General features: G+C 69.8%; 16 protein-coding genes. 6 read left to right on the forward strand and 10 right to left on the reverse strand.

Annotated features, from left to right (window positions below; all coding sequences use genetic code 11):
- The first annotated feature begins 12 nt into the window (after positions 1–12).
- Positions 13–1254 (forward strand): amidase, encoded by a 1242-nt coding sequence (locus BLW75_RS02710; RefSeq protein WP_241783924.1) that lies wholly within the window; start codon positions 13–15, stop codon positions 1252–1254.
- 10 nt (positions 1255–1264) lie between these two features.
- Positions 1265–1906 (forward strand): response regulator transcription factor, encoded by a 642-nt coding sequence (locus BLW75_RS02715; RefSeq protein WP_034318835.1) that lies wholly within the window; start codon positions 1265–1267, stop codon positions 1904–1906.
- A 254-nt stretch (positions 1907–2160) separates the two neighbouring features.
- On the opposite strand, the gene BLW75_RS02720 is transcribed toward BLW75_RS02715, so the two are convergent.
- Genes BLW75_RS02720 through BLW75_RS02725 form a run of 3 tightly spaced genes read right to left on the reverse strand, consistent with a single transcriptional unit; the run spans position 2161 to position 4048 of the window.
- The gene (locus BLW75_RS02720) at positions 2161–2730 is read right to left on the reverse strand and encodes a nuclear transport factor 2 family protein (RefSeq protein ID WP_034318832.1); all 570 of its coding nucleotides are present in this window, start codon (positions 2728–2730) and stop codon (positions 2161–2163) included.
- The gene (locus tag BLW75_RS43370; RefSeq protein WP_241783922.1) at positions 2727–2951 is read right to left on the reverse strand and encodes a hypothetical protein; all 225 of its coding nucleotides are present in this window, start codon (positions 2949–2951) and stop codon (positions 2727–2729) included. The genes BLW75_RS02720 and BLW75_RS43370 overlap by 4 nt, the downstream gene beginning before the upstream one ends.
- An 8-nt stretch (positions 2952–2959) precedes the next feature.
- Positions 2960–4048 carry an MFS transporter gene (locus BLW75_RS02725; RefSeq protein ID WP_241783920.1) on the reverse strand — a complete coding sequence of 363 codons (1089 nt, stop codon included), beginning with the start codon at positions 4046–4048 and terminating at the stop codon, positions 2960–2962.
- Positions 4049–4207: 159 nt separating this feature from the next.
- On the opposite strand from BLW75_RS02725, the gene BLW75_RS02730 reads away from it, so the two are divergent.
- The 3 genes from BLW75_RS02730 (at position 4208) to BLW75_RS02740 (ending at position 9057) form a co-directional block, all read left to right on the forward strand.
- Positions 4208–5626 (forward strand): amidase, encoded by a 1419-nt coding sequence (locus BLW75_RS02730; RefSeq protein WP_034318830.1) that lies wholly within the window; start codon positions 4208–4210, stop codon positions 5624–5626.
- Between the two features lie 115 nt (positions 5627–5741).
- Positions 5742–6482: an ABC transporter ATP-binding protein gene (locus BLW75_RS02735; protein WP_034319075.1), complete on the forward strand. Its 741-nt coding sequence runs from the start codon at positions 5742–5744 to the stop codon at positions 6480–6482.
- 4 nt (positions 6483–6486) lie between these two features.
- Positions 6487–9057 carry an FtsX-like permease family protein gene (locus BLW75_RS02740; RefSeq protein ID WP_091596637.1) on the forward strand — a complete coding sequence of 857 codons (2571 nt, stop codon included), beginning with the start codon at positions 6487–6489 and terminating at the stop codon, positions 9055–9057.
- 19 nt (positions 9058–9076) lie between these two features.
- On the opposite strand, the gene BLW75_RS02745 is transcribed toward BLW75_RS02740, so the two are convergent.
- Positions 9077–10426, reverse strand: a complete 1350-nt coding sequence (locus tag BLW75_RS02745) for a DUF2252 domain-containing protein (protein WP_034318828.1) — start codon at positions 10424–10426, stop codon at positions 9077–9079.
- A 51-nt stretch (positions 10427–10477) separates the two neighbouring features.
- Positions 10478–11326: a DUF1206 domain-containing protein gene (locus BLW75_RS02750; protein WP_034318826.1), complete on the reverse strand. Its 849-nt coding sequence runs from the start codon at positions 11324–11326 to the stop codon at positions 10478–10480.
- 50 nt (positions 11327–11376) lie between these two features.
- Here BLW75_RS02750 and BLW75_RS02755 point away from each other — a divergent pair, with 50 nt between their 5' ends.
- Positions 11377–11736 carry an antibiotic biosynthesis monooxygenase family protein gene (locus BLW75_RS02755; RefSeq protein WP_034318823.1) on the forward strand — a complete coding sequence of 120 codons (360 nt, stop codon included), beginning with the start codon at positions 11377–11379 and terminating at the stop codon, positions 11734–11736.
- On the opposite strand, the gene BLW75_RS02760 is transcribed toward BLW75_RS02755, so the two are convergent.
- From BLW75_RS02760 to BLW75_RS02780, 5 genes are all read right to left on the reverse strand, one after another.
- A complete protein-coding gene (locus BLW75_RS02760; RefSeq protein WP_034318820.1) occupies positions 11672–13024 on the reverse strand; it encodes a DJ-1/PfpI family protein in 1353 nt (450 codons plus the stop codon). The two genes, BLW75_RS02755 and BLW75_RS02760, sit on opposite strands and share 65 nt — an antisense overlap.
- Before the next feature lie 2 nt (positions 13025–13026).
- Positions 13027–13425 (reverse strand): hypothetical protein, encoded by a 399-nt coding sequence (locus BLW75_RS02765; RefSeq protein ID WP_034318817.1) that lies wholly within the window; start codon positions 13423–13425, stop codon positions 13027–13029.
- A 175-nt stretch (positions 13426–13600) separates the two neighbouring features.
- Positions 13601–14242 carry a response regulator gene (locus BLW75_RS02770; RefSeq protein WP_034318813.1) on the reverse strand — a complete coding sequence of 214 codons (642 nt, stop codon included), beginning with the start codon at positions 14240–14242 and terminating at the stop codon, positions 13601–13603.
- A complete protein-coding gene (locus tag BLW75_RS02775) occupies positions 14239–15342 on the reverse strand; it encodes a sensor histidine kinase (RefSeq protein ID WP_241783918.1) in 1104 nt (367 codons plus the stop codon). The genes BLW75_RS02770 and BLW75_RS02775 overlap by 4 nt, the downstream gene beginning before the upstream one ends.
- A 90-nt stretch (positions 15343–15432) precedes the next feature.
- The gene (locus tag BLW75_RS02780) at positions 15433–16431 is read right to left on the reverse strand and encodes a LacI family DNA-binding transcriptional regulator (RefSeq protein WP_034318806.1); all 999 of its coding nucleotides are present in this window, start codon (positions 16429–16431) and stop codon (positions 15433–15435) included.
- Positions 16432–16519: the final 88 nt, after the last annotated feature.

Raw genomic sequence — 16519 nt, forward strand, 5'->3', positions numbered from 1 at the left:
AGCGGATGCCGCGTGGGTGGAGCAGTGAGGCTCGCGCGCCCGTGGTCGCTGCGGGAACTCGTCCGGGATCTGCGAGAGGGGCGGACCACTCCGGAGGATGCTTACCAGCGCGCACTGCGCCGGATCGCCGAGACGGAAGCGGATCTGCACGCCTGGGTCGATCGGGCGGGCTTCCTGCCGGGCGCGGGCGTGCCACTCGGGGTCAAGGACATCATCGATGTGGCGGGCGTGCCCACCCGCTGCGGTTCGGCGCTGCGCGCGGAGGCCGCTCCGGCGACTTCGGACGCGACGATCGTGACCGCGTGGCGCGCGGCCGGCGCCGTGCCGCTCGGGAAGACGGTCACCACCGAGTTCGCGTTCTTCGCCCCTGGCCCGACCCGTAATCCCACGGCTCCCGGTCACACCCCGGGCGGCTCGTCGAGCGGATCGGCCGCCGCCGTCGCGTCCGGGCAGGTCCCGCTGGCGCTGGGCTCGCAGACCGCCGGATCGGTCACGAGGCCGGCGTCATACTGCGGGGTCGCCTCGCTGGTGATGAGCCATGGCCGGTACCCGGTCACCGGGGTGACGGGGCTGAGCTCCAGCCTGGACAGCCACGGCGTCTTCGCGGCCACGGTCTCCGACCTCGCGATCGCCTGGTCCGCGTTGACCGGCGAACCCGCTCCCGTTCGGCCGCCGCGGATCCTGGTGTGGTCGGCCGACGCGCTCGACGTCGTCGAAGCGCCGATGCGGCACGCCGTGACACAAGCGGCGAAGCGTCTGCGGGAAGCTGGGGCGACGGTCTCGGCTTTCCTCGACGAGCGGCTGGTGGCCGATCTCACCGGCGCGCATCCGGTGGTGATGGCCTACGAGTCGGCCCGCGAAAGGGCCGCCGAGCTCGCCGTGGCCGAGCGGTTGAGCGCTCCCTTGGCGCACCTGCTCCGGACCGGCGCCGCGACTTCGTCCGAGGAGTACGAAAGCGCCCGCGCGGTGATCGCCGACGGCGCGCTCCGGCTCGCCGAGGTGTTCGGTTCCTACGACGTCGTGCTCGGCCCGGCCGCGCCCGGCGCGGCGCCGCGAGGGCTGGACGCGACCGGGAATCCCGTGCTGAGCCGGGGCTGGCAGGCTCTCGGCCTGCCCGTGATCGCTCTGCCCGGGTTCACCGACGCGGCGGGCCTGCCGCTCGGGCTGCAACTGGTCGGTCGTCACGGCGGCGACGCCGAACTGCTCGGGCATGCGTGCTGGGTGGAGCGGGTGCTCGCCGGGGATTCATGGTAAGGAGCTCTCCATGGTCACCACCGATTCCGCATCCGGCGGCGAGACGTCGCCGGTGGTCTACATCGTCGACGACGACGAGGCCATCCGCCAATCCCTGGTGTTCCTGCTGGAGAGCGTCGGCATCCAGGCGCTCGTCTACCCGGACGGGCCGACGTTCCTGGAGGAGTTCGATCCCGGCGAGCCGAGTGTGCTGATCATCGACGTCCGGATGCCGGGGCTCAGCGGGTTGCAACTGCAGGAGAAGCTCGTCGCGCGCGAATTCCCGGCCCCGGTGATCTTCTGCTCCGCGCACGGCGACATCCCGATGTCGGTGCGGGCGCTGCGGCTGGGCGCCGTGGACTTCCTCGAGAAACCCTACGAGCCGCAGCGGATGCTGGAGGTCGTCCAGGCGCAGCTGGTGGTCGCGTCGGAGCGGTTCTCGGCGGCCGCATGCCGCAAAGCCGTCATCGAGCGGATCGGGACCCTGACCCCGCGCGAGCGGGAGGTGCTGCGGCTGGTGATCGACGGTCTGCCCAGCCAGCTGATCGCGCGCCGGCTGGGCACGAGCGTGAAGACCGTCGATGTGCACCGGGCCCGGATCAAGGCCAAGACCGAATCGGAGAGCCTCGGCACGCTGGTGCGCGACGTCCTGCAACACCAGGTCACCGTCTAGGCGCGATTCGGCCTCGTGAGTGGTAAGGACGGTTAGAACCGTCCTTACCACTCACGAGCCTGCCCGGCGATGTCCCGTGATGGACTGGACGACACGCGCATCGGCAGTAGGTCGCCAAGACACGCGAGGCCCTTGCCCGCCGGAAGTACATGAAGGCCCCCTTCCTGTACCTAGGCGCAAGGATGGGGGCCTTCATGTACTTCGTGAGGTGTGAAGGTCGAGTTTCCTCGGCTGAGCCGAGGGAAGGGGGGCCTTCACGGACCGGGCACTGAGCCCGGCGCCATCAGCACTGACGACGCCGGGAAGTCCGAAGCGAAACCGCCGGGCAGCGGGGCGATGAAGACGTTCTCGGTGCGCGGGCGGGTGATGAGCCAGCGGCCGTCGTGGCGCCGGAACGCGTTGTTGAGCCTGCTGGATCGCAGGAGTCCCGTGCCGTCGGCGTACAGCCACGGCTGGACGTGGATCCATTGCCCCTCGGCCCGGCCCCCGTCGACGTGGATCTGCTCCGACGTCAGGTAGTGGGCGTTGAGGACCAGCGCCGGATCCCGCTTCTCATCCCAGAATCGTGCGAAATGCGCCCGGATCCGGTCCTTGCCCGCCGCGCGCCCGAACTGCCCGTCGTAGTGCTCGCCGACGCCCTCCCAGACGGCGTCCTCCGCGTACAGCTCGAGGATCAGGTCGATGCGGTGGTCGTCGCCGGTGACGCCGTACTCCGGGCACGGCGTGTCGCAGAGGAACATGTAGCGGGCCTGGATCCGGCGGATCTCGGCCTCGGCCTCCAGTACCTCGACGCGGTGGCGCAGTTCGGTGAGTTCGTCGTTCATCGGCGGGTCCTCACTGGTGCGGTTTCGGGAAGGGCCAGCAGGCAGACGAGGGTCAATGCCATCCCGCCCGCGAGGTAGTAGCCGACCGACGTCGAAGTGCCGGTCCATTCGATGAGCCGGTTCGCCACCGACGGCGCGAGGCCGCCGCCGAGCACCGCGCCCAGCTGGTAGGCCAGCCCGGCGCCGGACTGCCGTTGTTCGGGCGTGAACAGCTCCGTCAAGTAGGTGATCAGCGGGCCGAACAGGAACCCGGTGAGGGCGAAACCGATGGCGATGGCCAGCGTCCAGGCGGCCAGCGTGCCGATCCGCGCGATGGGGAACAGAGGAACATGTAGGCCAGTACCGCGACGGCCGAGGCGAGCATCACGGGTTTGCGGCCCAGCTTGTCGGAGAGCCGGGCGCCGATCACGACCGTGACCGCGTGGAGCGCGAGGCCGGGCAAGGTGCACCACAGCACGTCCTGGATGTCCAGGCCGAGGCCCTTCGGCGCCGGGCCGGCGGCATAGGAGAGCATGAATCCGGCCAGGACGAACATGACGCCGTTGAGGCCGGTGTTCGCGCCCGCCGCGAGCAGCAGTTTGCCGCAGTTGTCGCGGATGACGTTCCAGATCGGGAGTTTGACGATCTTCTTGTCCAGTTTGCTGGCCGCGAGTTCGTGGAACACGGGCGATTCCTCAAGGGCACGCCGCGCCCAGACACCGATGGCCAGGACGACCGCGCCCGCGATGAACGGGATCCGCCAGCCCCAGCTGGTGATGACGCCCTGCGGCAAGTAGAAGATCACCACGAACGCGAGGTTCGCCAGGAGTGCGCCCAGCGGTGATCCCAGTGCGACGAACGCGCCGAACGCCGCCCGCCGCGATGGCGGCGCGTGCTCCACGGCGAGCACCGAGGCCCCGCCCAGTTCACCGCCGCGCGAGAAGCCGTGCACCAGCCGCAACAGGACGAGCAGCAGCGGCGCGGCCACACCGAGCGTGGCGTAGCCGGGCAGGAGTCCCATCAGGACGGTGGCGGCGCCCATGAGGTAGAAGGTGATGAGCATGGCGCGGCGGCGGCCGTAGCGGTCGCCCACCCAGCCCATCACGATCGCGCCGAGCGGTGCGACGACGTAGCCGATCGTGTAGGTCGTCAGGCTCATGAACGAGGCGAACCAAGGGTCGGTGTCTCCGGAGAAGAACACCTTGGGGAAGACCAGCGCGGAAGCGACCGTGTAGATCGAGAAGTCGAAGAACTCCAGCGAGGTTCCGGCGCCCGCGCCGATCGCGAGCCTGCGGGTCTGGGCGGAGGTGGTCTTGGATGGAGCGGTGGATGCTGTCATGCGCTCTTCCTTGAACGGTGACGGACGGTCGGCGTTGCGCCCCTCCCCGGCAACGTTCGTCCCAACGTAGGAAGCTCCACGTGCCGCGCCTAGTGGAGGAACCCGCTGCCGGACTGAAGGTTTTCCCTACCGAGCCACCGATATCGAGGAGGTCCGCGCGTGAGCGCGATCAACGATCTGCCCGCCACCACCCAGGCCCGGATGCTCGCCACCGGCGAGTTGTCGGCGAGGGAACTGCTCGCCGCCACCCTCGACCGCGTGGCGGCGCTGAACCCGAGGCTGAACGCCGTGGTCAGCATCGACGAGGAGAGCGCGCGTGCCGCCGCCGCGGCGGCCGACGAAGCGCACGCGGCGGGCCGGCCGCTCGGGCCCCTGCACGGGCTTCCGCTCGCCGTGAAGGATCTCCACGCGACCGCCGGGATGCGCACCACCTTCGGCTCGCCCGCGTTCGAGGACAACGTGCCCGAAGCGGATGAGCTCGTCGTCGCCCGGATGCGGGCGGCGGGAGCGATCGTCTTCGGCAAGACGAACGTTCCCGAGTTCGGCGCGGGTTCGCACACCTTCAACCCGGTCTTCGGCCTGACCCGCAATCCTTACGCGCCGGACCGCTCCGCGGGCGGTTCGAGCGGAGGCGCCGCGGCCGCGCTCGCGGCGGGGCTGACGTCGCTGGCCGACGGCAGCGACATGGGCGGATCGCTGCGGAATCCGGCCTCGTTCTGCAACGTCGTCGGCCACCGCCCGAGTCCGGGGCGGGTCCCGGCATGGCCTGCGAAGGACGCCTGGTTCACCCTCGGCGTCCAAGGCCCGATGGGGCGCACGGTCGCCGACGCGGCCCTCCTGCTGTCCGTACAGGCGGGCCCGGACGAGCGCGCGCCGCTGTCGTTGCCCGAATCCGGCGCCGTCTTCGCGGCCGGCTTGCCGGCCCGGCTGGACGGCCTGCGGATCGCGGTCTCACCCGATCTGGACGGCCGGGTGCCTGTCGACGCCGAGGTCGCGGCGATCGTGGAAGCCCAGGTGGACGTCCTGCGCGGCCTCGGCGCCGAAGTCGTCTCCGGCTGTCTCGACCTGACCGGGGCCGAGGAGGTCTTCCAGACCTTCCGCGCCCTGAACTACGCGCAAGGGGTCGGTGACCTCGTCGACGGCGAACCGGACAAAGTGAAGCAGGCCATCCACTGGAATGTCGCGAAAGGACGGGCGCTCACCGGAGCGGACGTCGCCACGGCCATCCGGCTGCGCACCGAACTCTTCCACCGGGTCCGCGCCTATTTCACCACTGTGGACGCCCTCGTTCTTCCCGCCAGCCAGGCACTTCCGTTCGACGCGGCACTGGAGTACCCGAAGACGGTGGGCGGGTCCGAAGTGGAGGATTACCTGCACTGGATGCGGGCGGCTTACCTGATCTCCGCCACGGAATGCCCGGCGACCGCCGTCCCGGCGGGCTTCACCGGCGAAGGGCTGCCGGTCGGGGTGCAGGTGGTCACGGCGCGTCACGCCGACCTGCGCGCGCTGGAGATCGCGCACGCGCTGGAGAAGGTGAACGGGCACACCGCTCGCCGTCCGTCGGTCCCGTCGCCGTGACCGGCGTCATGGTGGTGCCAGCACCACCACGAGTCTTCCCTCACGCGGGATCGATCCGGGCCCTCGACGGCCGTAGGTTTCATCGAGAGAGATCACCACCGGTTAAGGGGAAATGATGAATTCAGGGGGCACACGCGCCTTGGCGCTGGAATCCGTGAGCAAGGTCTACGGATCCGGTGACGGCGCGGTCACGGCCTTGAACGGGGTGACCGTCGAGGTGCGCAAGGGCTCGTTCACCGCGGTGATGGGACCGTCGGGATCGGGCAAGAGCACCTTCCTGCACTGCGCGGCGGGCCTGGACAAGCCGAGTTCCGGCCGGGTGCTGCTGGGGGACACGGAGCTGAACAGGCTGCGTGAGAAAGCGCTCACCGAGCTGCGGCGGACCCGGATCGGGTTCATCTTCCAGGCCTACAACCTGTTGCCGTCCTTGAACGTGCTGCAGAACATCACGCTGCCGATGCGGCTGGCCGGGAAGAAGCCGGATCCGCAGTGGCTGCGTGAGATCGTCGAAGGGGTCGGGATCGCGAAGCGGCTCGAACACCGCCCGTCGGAGCTCTCCGGCGGCCAGCAGCAGCGGGTCGCGATCGCCCGCGCGCTGATCACCCGGCCCGAGGTCGTCCTCGCCGACGAACCGACCGGGGCACTGGACACGCGCACCGCGCGCCAGGTCCTCGATCTGCTTCGCTCCATTGTGGACAGCATGGGCCAGACCGTGCTGATGGTCACCCACGATCCGGTCGCGGCTTCGGCCGCGCACGGCGTGCTGTTCCTCGCCGACGGCAAGCTGGCGGGCCATCTCCCGCAGCCGACCCCGGAGCGGGTCGCCGAGCGCATGACCCACCTCGGGGAGTGGTGACGTCATGTGGGATTTGGCTTGGCAGACGATCAAGACCCGCTTGAGTGGTTTCGTCGGCGCGTTCGTCGCGATCCTCTGCGGGACGGCGCTGGTCGCCGGTTGCGGCATCCTGATGGAATCCGGCCTGCGCGCGGGTGTCCCGACACAGCGGTACGCGGACGCGGCGGTCGTCGTCGGCGGTCAGCAGAAGGTCGACCCGCCTGGCGCCGGTCCGCTCGAGACCCAGCAGGTCGCCGAGCAGGCTTCGGTGCCGGTGAGCCTGGCCGGGACGATCTCCGCGGTGCCGGGCGTCCGCGGTGTGGTGGCGGAGCAGAGCTTCCCGGCCACCGTGGTGACGGCCGACGGCCGGACGCTGAACGGTCCCGAAGGCGGCCAGTCGCTGGGCCACAACTGGGACGCCGCGCCGCTGGCGCCGTTTTCACTGCGTGACGGCCGGGCGCCCGCGGGCGCCGACGAGGTCGTCCTGGACGCGGACCTGGCGTCGCGGAGCGGGGTGTCGGCCGGTCAGCGGGTGAAGATCGCCGTCCGCTCGGCGCCGGTGGAGTTCCGGGTCTCCGGTATCGCCGCCCCGAAGTCGGGCGACGGCCTCGCCCGGCAATCCGCGGTGTTCTTCTCGGCGGAGAAGGCCGCCGAACTCGCCGGGACACCCGGACAGGCGCACGCGATCGGTGTGCTGGCGGACCCGGGTGTCACGCCGGGCGACCTCGCCGACCGGATCCGCGACGCGATCGGTACCGACAAGGTGACGGTGACGACGGGGGTCGAGCGCAGCACGGTCGAGTTCCTCGACGTCAGCCAGACCAGGATGCTGCTGATGGCGCTGGCCGGCTCGTTCGGCGGCTTCGCGCTTCTCATCGCGGTGTTCGTCGTGGCCAGCACGCTGGCGCTGGTCATCAACCAGCGTCGCCGGGAGTTCGCGTTGCTGCGGGCGATCGCGGCGACCCCCCAGCAGATCCGCAAGCTCATCGGCGCCGAGACGATGATCGTCGCGATGGTCGCCGGGGTACTGGGCAGCGGACTCGGTGTGGCCGTCGGATTCGGGCTGAGGAACGCGTTCGGGGCCATCGGGGTGATCCCGCCGGACTTCGAACTGGCGATCAGCCCGATCCCGCTCGTCGCCGCGCTGGCGCTCGGCCTCGGCACGGCGCGCCTGGCCGCCTGGTCGGCGTCGCGGCGCCCGTCGTCGATCCGGCCGGTGGAGGCACTCGGCGAGGCCGCGGTGGAGCGGCGCGAACTCGGGCGTGTCCGTGTCCTCATCGGCTGTGCGCTGGTGGTGGCAGGTCTCGGTGGATCGATGGTCCCGATCTTCCTCAGCGGCGACGCGGGCCTCGCGGCTTCGGGGAGTTCGTCATTGATCATCGTGATCGGGCTGGCCGTGCTCGGCCCGAAGGTGGTCGCGGTGATGACGCGGCTGCTCGCGCCGGTGCTCAACCGGACGTCGCGGATCAGCGGTTACCTGGCCGCGGCGAACAACCAGACCAACGCGCGCCGCCTCGCCGCCGCGGTGACACCGGTGATGCTGGCGGTCTCGTTCGCGTTGACGATGTTCTACAGCCAGACCTCCGCGGCCGCCGCGCGACAGGAGGAGACCGTCGCGTCGACCACCGCGGACCATGTGCTCGCCGGCGGCACGGGCGGGCTCTCGCCGGAGGTCGCCGAGGCGGCGCGGCGGATCCCCGGCGTCGCCGCCGCGACCTCGGTCGTCCGCACCGAGGTGATCAACACGGTGCAGGAACAGGACAGCCTGCGCGTCGAGCGGTACCCGGCGCAGGGACTGGACGGCGCGCAGATCCGCGGGAACCTCGAGCTGGGCGTGGTGTCGGGCAAGATCACCGACCTGACCGGGAACACCGTCGCGATGAGCGAATCGGAAGCAGGCTGGTACGAGAAGAAGATCGGCGACGAGGTCGAGTTCTACTTCGGTGACGGCGCTCCGGCCAAACTGCGGCTGGTCGCCACCTACACCCGCGACCAGGCTTTCGGCCGCTACGTGCTGCCCGCCGACCTCGCCAGGGCGCACACCGGCGATCGGCTGGACGACGCGGTGCTGGTGCGACAGCAGCCCGACGCGGACGCCGCCACCGTGACCGCCGCGCTGAACGATCTCGCGACCCGCTACCCGGGACTCGCCGTGACACCGGGGTCGGCGGTGGCCGCCCCCGCCGGCGGGCAGCAGCAGGCCCAGTTCTACGTGAACCTGGTCGCGGTCGGCGTGATCCTCGGCTATGTCGTGATCTCCGTGGCGAACACCCTGGTGATGAGCACGGCGCAGCGTTCCCGGGAGTTCGCGCTCCTGCGCCTGATCGGCACGACGAAACGCCAGGTCGTGCGGATGATGCGCTTCGAAGCGCTGACGACCGTCGGTGTCGCGGCGCTGCTGGGGACCGTGGTGGCGGGGGTTCCGCTGGTACTGCTGAACCTCGGCCTGCGCGGCACACCGCTGCCGTCCGGCACGATCACCGTCTTCGGCGGGGTCATCGCCGGGGCGATCCTGCTCGGCGTCCTGTCGCTCGGTCTCGCCACCCGCGTGGCGCTGCGGTCGAAGCCGATCGAAGCGATCGGTCTCCGCGAGTAACGCGTTCCCCGTCGTCCGGTCAGCCCTCCGCGGCAGGCCGGACGGCGGGGATCTTCCCGCCGCGGAAAGCGTCCACGAACAACCGGTGGTCGTCTCGTGACTGCTCGGCATAGGCCATCCCGAACTCGGTCAGCGTGCGGACGAACTCCTCCTCGCGGTCGCCGATCACCGCGGCGATGGCCGCTTCGCTCTGGAAATCGACGAGGGTCTGCTCGGAGTCCGAATCGGACACACAGTGCATCTTCGCGGTGGCCCGGCCGAGGTAGTCGAGGACCGGCCCCATCTCCGACGGCTCGGTCAGATCCGACCAGTCCAGGTCGTCGACGTAAGGCGAGAGCTCCGAGACGACGAACCCGGTCCCGTCGATCTCCGTGTACCCCAGCCAGGGATCCGCGTGCGCCTGCAACGCGCGCTGCGAGACGGCGGTCCGGTGCCCCTCGTTGGTGAAGTAGCCGCGGATGCTCTCTTCGGACACGATGCGGCTCGGCGCGGCGACGTTTCCCTGCTTCATGGAGAGGACGACGTCGTTCTCGAGTGCCTGGGTGCGGCCTTCGACGAGGATGTTGTACGCGGGCAGCCCGGCGGAGCCGATGCCGAATCCGGTCCGGCCGACGATGTCCTTGACCCGGTAGGTGATGCTGCCGAACCGCTTGTTCTCCGGAATGGTGTCCAAATAGGACTCGAAGGCCTTGGTCGCGATCTCGTGCTCGGCCTTCTCGAGGACCCGGACACCGGGCCCGTGCCGGAACCTGCGGTCGTAGTCCTCCACAGTGGTCAGTTCGTCGAGCAGATCGATCCGGGTCTTGAGCCGGGCTCTCAGGAGGACCTGGTGCAGGACGCCCTCGGTGCTGTCCAGCTGGAGGCGGACGAGTTCGTCGCCGGGCCGCTCGGCGTACTCGCGGACCTGTTTGACGTAGGCGCGCAGGTAGGTGCCGATCAGCGTCTGGATGTCGTCGTCCGAGATCGCCTTGCTCCACGCCAGCAGCGCGACACTGGCGGCGAGCCGTTTGAGGTCCCAGGTGAAGCAGCCGAGGTACGCCTCGTCGAAGTCGTTGACGTCGAACACCAGTGTCCCCGAAGAATCCATGTAGCTGCCGAAGTTCTCGGCGTGCAGGTCGCCCTGGATCCACACGCGACTGGTTTCGGCGTTCGCCCACGGATCGTCCTCGTGCGCCATGTCCGCGTAGAACAGGCACGCCGAGCCCCGGTAGAAGGCGAACGGGGCGGCAGCCATCTTGCGGAACTTGCGGCGGAACGCGTCGGCGTCCGCGCGCATGAGGTCCTCGAAGGCCTCCACCAGCACTTCGACGATCCGCGCCTGACGTTCGTCCTCGCCCTGCTCACGGATCAATCCGACCACACCTGCCATCACGACCTCCAGACGTCGTTCACGGTGCCACAGGTCGGTTCGCCGGGCAGGTCAGATCTTCCGGAAACGCGCGTCCAGCAGCGCGAAGGCGCCGAACGCGGCGATTCCCGCCGCGAGCGTAAGGAGCATCGGAACGCCGTAGGGCTGAGCGACGAGCGTCTTCAGGGCCACGTCGAGCCCGCTCGCCTTGGCGGGGTCGAAGGTGACCGCGGCGACGACCGTCAGCACACCGATGGTGCCGTACGCGGCGGAGAGCGCGATCCAGCCGATCTGCCCGAGCCGGATCGTCGTGGTGCGGGTCGGCCCGGACGCGCCGCCGAAGTCGAGTTCCCGCACGAAGGTCTTCCGGAAGCCGCGCTGGGCGAGGAACACCGCCACCGCGACGACGGTGATCCCGGCGGTCGTGACCAGGGCCTGGCCGTAGGACTCCGCGAGGATCCCGGCGACGAGTGAGCCTTGCCCGTCGTCGGCGCCCGCGACGGCGGTCTTCACCGCGCTGTAGGACACGAGGCCGTACAGCACGACCTCGATGGCGCTGACGATCCGGCGCACGGTCCGCCGCCGCGCTTTGACGTGCCGATGCCCGGTGATCGCCTCGCTGAGCTGCCACAACGCCAGGACGGCGAGACCGGCGGCGATCACCCACAGCAGCCACGCGCCGCCCTCGGCGACCACCATTTGCAGTGCGCCCGCCTTGTCCGCCTTCGCCTTGTCACCGAGCGCGACCTGAGCCGCGAGCCAGGCGACGAGCAGGTGCACGACCGCGTAGCAGACGAGCCCGCCTCGGGCGATCAGGCCGAACGTCTTGCTCTCGCGCATCGGGAGATCCTTGCCGAGCGGACGGCCGCACGCCAGGGCCGGTAGGAGCAACATGTCGGGCAGGTCACTCTTGATCTCCACCGAGGTCGAGGGTGAAGGCTCGGGTTCACCATCTGTTTCGAGGAGTGAACATGGGCGAGGACAGAGGTTTCTACTCGATCATCGAGTACGCGGTCGACGGACCGGAGACCCAGGCGGCGTTGATCGAGGCCTTCGCGGAGATCCAGGACCGCTGGGTCCGGTTCTACCCGGGCTACGTTTCGGCCCGTTTCCACGCGAGCGTGGACGGGACGAGGGTCGTGAACGTCGTCAGCTGGGCGAGTGAAGCGGACTACCGGCACTTCGAAGAGACCTCGGATACCGCGGGACGGCTCGCGGCCATCCAAGCCGCGCTCGACGGCCTGCCCGGCGAGGTCGAGTCACTGGTCAGTGCGAATCCCCGCTACCGCGTCGTACGGGAGACGGGCCCTGGCCCGCGAATCGCCGGCTGACGGCGCGGATCCCGAAGGCCGCGAGCAGGCCGAGGGCGGCCAACCCGAACGGCCGGAGCGTGACCGTCCACGGCCACGCTTCGCCGTCGAGCGCGAGGTGGTCGGTCCGGTACTCCAGTGTTCTGGCAGTCCACCGCGTGGTCGCGCTGTCCGTGGTGCGGACGAGGTCTTCGAGTACGGCGTCGAACGGGAACCCCGGCACCGAGTGCAGGTACACCGGTGCGAGCCCGGAGTATCGGTCGGCGGCGTGACTCGCGGCCGCGTCGGTGCCGGGCACGATCAGCCGGTCGAGCTCGGTGGTGGGGGTGCCGCGCGGCGCGAAGGTCAGTCCGTGCCGGGACCGGATCGGCGTGCCGTCGAGACCGACCGCCCGCGTCTCGACCGCGAGGGACTGGCCGTAGGTGTCGAACACCGCGGCCAGTTCCAGCTCGCGGATCCCGGTCGTCAGCAGGACTTCCAGCCTGGGCTTGTCCCACCGGAAGGCGGTGTTGAACCCGACCACGGTGTCCGCGGCTTCGAAGGTGTTCTGCGTCATAGGCGGGCTGGAGCCGGGGGAGTAGTGGGCCCAGCCGACGGCTTCCGCCGCCTTCCGCGCGGTCTCGGTGCCGGCGAAGCGCTCGGTGAGCCGGAGTGCCCCGTCGATCCCGGAGAGGATCCCCGCCGTGGTCAGAATGTTCCCGTCGTCGACGTAGCGCGTGCCGCGAATCCAGTCCACGGCGGGGAACTCGTCGTCGAAGCCGTCGATGCGGATCCAGTGCGCGGTGGCTTTCCGCCCGTCGAGGAGCCCGGCCGTCGCGAGCACGCCCGAACCGTTGCAGACGCTCATGAGCAGCGAGCCCCGCGCCGACTGCCGCTTCAGCCAGTCGGTCACTGGCCGCGTGGTCGGCTCGCCGAGATCCGGCAACGCGGGCACCACCACGACGTCCGGCGCGGCGGACGAGAGCAGCCTGTCGAGGTCGGCGAAACCCAGGTCCGGGATGAGGTCGAGGCCGCCGGTCAGCGTGACCGGCCGGACCTCCGGCGCGACGGTGTAGACGTTGAACGCGCCGGACGCCGCCAGGACCTCGTAGGGCGCGAGCGCGTCGGAGACGACGGCACCCTCGTTCCCCACGACGACCACCGCGGTCGGTTTCACGGGATCGTGCGGCCGGTGGGCCGGGCGCGGCGTGATGCCGTCGCTTCTCGGCGTGTAGCGGTCTTCGAAGCTGGCGTTGAGGGTGACCGCGCCGAAGGTGACCGGCAGAGCCAGCGCGGCGACGGTGAACGCCAGCACGGTGAAAAATCGCATGGTCAGAGCCCGTAGTCGGTGCGGCGGCGGAACATGGCGCCGAGCATCGCGGGCACCATCAGCACGTGCCCGGCCGTCATCACTGTCGATCCCGAGATCAAGCCGGTCCAGAAGAACGGCAGGAACAGCAGATACGGCACGTACATCGCGGCCGACATCTCGGCGATCGAAGCCCAGCCGTGACGCCGGATCCGCATCCACAGCGCCATGCCGAGCGACATGTTCGTGGCCATCACCAAGGCGTTCGCGGTCACGTTCCCGGGAAGGCCCGGCCACAGGAACGACCAGACCGGCTCCAGGACGATCATTCCGGCCACCATCGCGACCAGCATTTCCACGGCGTGGCGGATGAAGTGCAGGACGGCCTGCTTACGGGTCTTCGGTTCTGTCGTGTGCTTCATTTCGGCTCCCTCGGTCGATGCGATGGGAGCAATGTTCGGCCGAGGCGGGGCACGGGAGCAGGTGCCGGAAGTCATGTGCGAGGTCATGTGACCGCGTCGTGCGTGTGTCGTCCATCCAGTCACGCGTGTCGTCCGTCTGATCACGCGTGTCGTCCATCCAGTCACGACTCGCCGATCAGAACAGGCCGAGCTCCTTCGCGCGCAGGGCCGCCTGGGTGCGATCCCGCACCTGGAGCTTGGACAGGACGTTCGTCACGAGGTTCTTCACGGTGCCCTCGGCGAGGAACAGCGTCTTGGCGATCTCGCGGTTGCTGCGGCCGTCCGCCAGGAGCCGGACGACCTCGAGTTCACGCTCCGAAAGCGGGGTCGCCAACGGCCGAGGTGCCTCGGCGGGCAGCCGCGCCACCCTCGCGATGAGCTTCGCCGCGACCGAGGGTTGCAGCACCGATTCGCCCCGTTGGGCCGCGACCAGCGCTTCGACCAGCCGCGTCGACGAGACGTCCTTGAGCAGATAGCCGACGGCGCCCGCACGCAACGCGGCGAACACGTCCTCGTCGTCGTCGAACGTCGTCAGCGCCAGGACGCGCACGTCCGGTTGCTCGGCCCGAAGCCGCGCGGTGGCCGCGATCCCGTCCAGCACCGGCATCCGCAGGTCCATCAGCGCGACGTCGGGACGGAGTTCGGCGCAGAGCCGGACGGCCTCCTCGCCGTTCGCGGCCTCACCGACGACATCGATCTCCGGCTGGACCTCCAGCAGGGTCGCCAACGCTTCGCGGAACAACGCCTGGTCGTCGACGATCAGCACCCGGACGCTCATCCCGGCACCTCCACGGTGAGCGTCAACCCGTGCCCTTCTTCGGAGTCGACCGAGACGCTGCCCCCGAGCCCGGCGACCCGCTCGCGTAGTCCCACGAGACCGAAACCCTTGTCCGGCGGAGGATCCCCGGCGAACCCGAGCCCGTCGTCGCGAACTTCGAGCCGGACTCGATCGGCGACGGCGTAGTCGAGCACCACGGTCGCCGCGGTGGCCCGCGCGTGCTTGCGCACGTTGGTCAGTCCCTCCTGGGCCGCCCGGAACAGCGACTCCTCCACGTCGGCGCGAGCGTTCCGCGCGGTGCCTTTGACCTCGAACCCGGTCGGCACGCCCGCCGCGGAAGTCTCCTCCGTCAGGGCCCGCACCGCGTCCGCGAGCGGCTCGGAACGCGGCTCCCGCAACGCCGACACCGACCGGCGGACCTCCGCCAACGCCTCGCGCGACTGGTCCTGTGCCTTGGCGAGCATCCCGTCGGCCCGTTCCGTGTCGCCGGTGCCGATCACCGCGCGGGCGGCCTGCAACATCATCTGGACGACGGTGAGATGGTGACCGAGCCCGTCGTGGATGTCGCGCGCGAGGCGGTTGCGTTCCTGGATCGTGGCGAGCTGTTCGGCCTGCGCCGCCTGGTCGCGAAGACGTTCGTGCGCCTCGGCCAGTTCCTCTCGCGCACGCTTCTCGCGGACCACCAGTTCGGTCACCACGGCGGCGAAGACCATGACCGCCAGCGTCCCGAGCCCCTCACGGAGCCCGTCCAGCGGCGCCATCGGCAGGTGGATCAACGGGATCACCACCGCGACCCCGAAGGCCACCGGCAGCGGCAGCAGCAACACGGTGTGGCAGACGAGGATCACGAGAAGCAGGACGGCACCGACGGCGGCGCCCGAAAGCGAGAACAGGGTGAAGCCGAGCGGTAACTGAACGCAGACGTACGCGATCGCCCAAGCGCGCCCGTGTTTCTGCACCCAAGGGAAGCCGGCGATCGCGATCGCCGCGTAGACCAGCCCGGCGAGAAGTGTCGGCAGCACGAGCGTCTCGTATCGGGCCGAGCCGAGCGGCAACGTCACGTACGCGACGATGGTCAGCACGGCCAGGGCCCGGTTCACGGACACACAATGCCACGAGTCCCGCGCTCAGTCCTCTGAATGCGGTCCTTGCGCACGCAACTACCGCGTTCAGAGGACGAAATGCGGGGGTCAGGCGATGGTGCTGTTCCGGATCTCCAGCGAGAACGGCGTCTGGACGTCTTCCGGTTCCAGGTCGCTCCCGCCCGCGATACGCCGCCGCAGCAGATCGACCGCGGCCCGCGCGATCGCCGCCTTGTCAGGCGCGATCGTCGTGAGCGAAGGCAGGCTGTACGCGCTCTCCTCGTTGTTGTCGAAGCCGACGATCGCCATGTCCGACGGCACCTGGACGCCGCGTTCGGCCGCGGCGCGCAGGGCGCCGATGGCGAGAAGGTCGTTGAAGCAGAAGACCGCGTCCGGCGGTTCCGGCAGCGCGAGCAGATGCGCCATCGCCTCGGCGCCGTTGGCGCGGTGGTAGCGCAGAGCGGGCAGGACCAGTTCGGGAATGGGCGTGAGACCGGCTTCTTCGAGCGCGGAGTGGTAGCCCTCCAGCCGTTGTGCGGCGGTGTGGCGTTGCGGATGCGCGCCGATGGCGGCGATCCGGCGGCGGCCGAGCGAGATCAGGTGCCGCACCGCGATCCTGGCGGCCTGGACGTTGTCGATGCCGACGTGGTCTATCGGGACGTCGACGACGTGCTCGCCGAGCATCACCAGCGGCACGCCCGGCGCCAGATCCTCGAAGTCGTTGGTGTGCAACGCCTCCGGGCTGATGATCGCGCCGTCGATCAGATGCGGGCCGAGGGCGGACAGCGCGTTGCGTTCGCGTTCCCTGGTGCCGAGGGTCTGTTCGATCAGGACGTTCCACTCGTGTTCCTGCGCCGCCTGCAGCACCAGTCCCGCCAGCTCGCCGAAGTACGGGATGCTCAGCTCGGGCAGCATCAGCCCGAGGAACCCGGTGCGGCCGCGGCGGAGATTGCGGGCACCGAGGTTGGGCCGGTATCCGGTCGACGCCAGTGCCTCCTCGACGCGCTTGCGGTTCTCCGGCTTGACGAAGTCGTAGCCGTTGACCACGTTCGACACGGTCTTGACCGAGACGCCCGCCAGCTTGGCGACGTCCTTGAGCGTGGCCACCCTCGCTCCCCTCTGCAGTGCTCCGGCACAGATCCGGCACAGCCTAGCCGCGCGAACGGCGGATTTACAACGTTGTACCAACGATGTA

Origin of the sequence: Amycolatopsis lurida, assembly GCF_900105055.1 — a bacterium.
Taxonomy (GTDB): Bacteria; Actinomycetota; Actinomycetes; order Mycobacteriales; family Pseudonocardiaceae; genus Amycolatopsis; species Amycolatopsis lurida.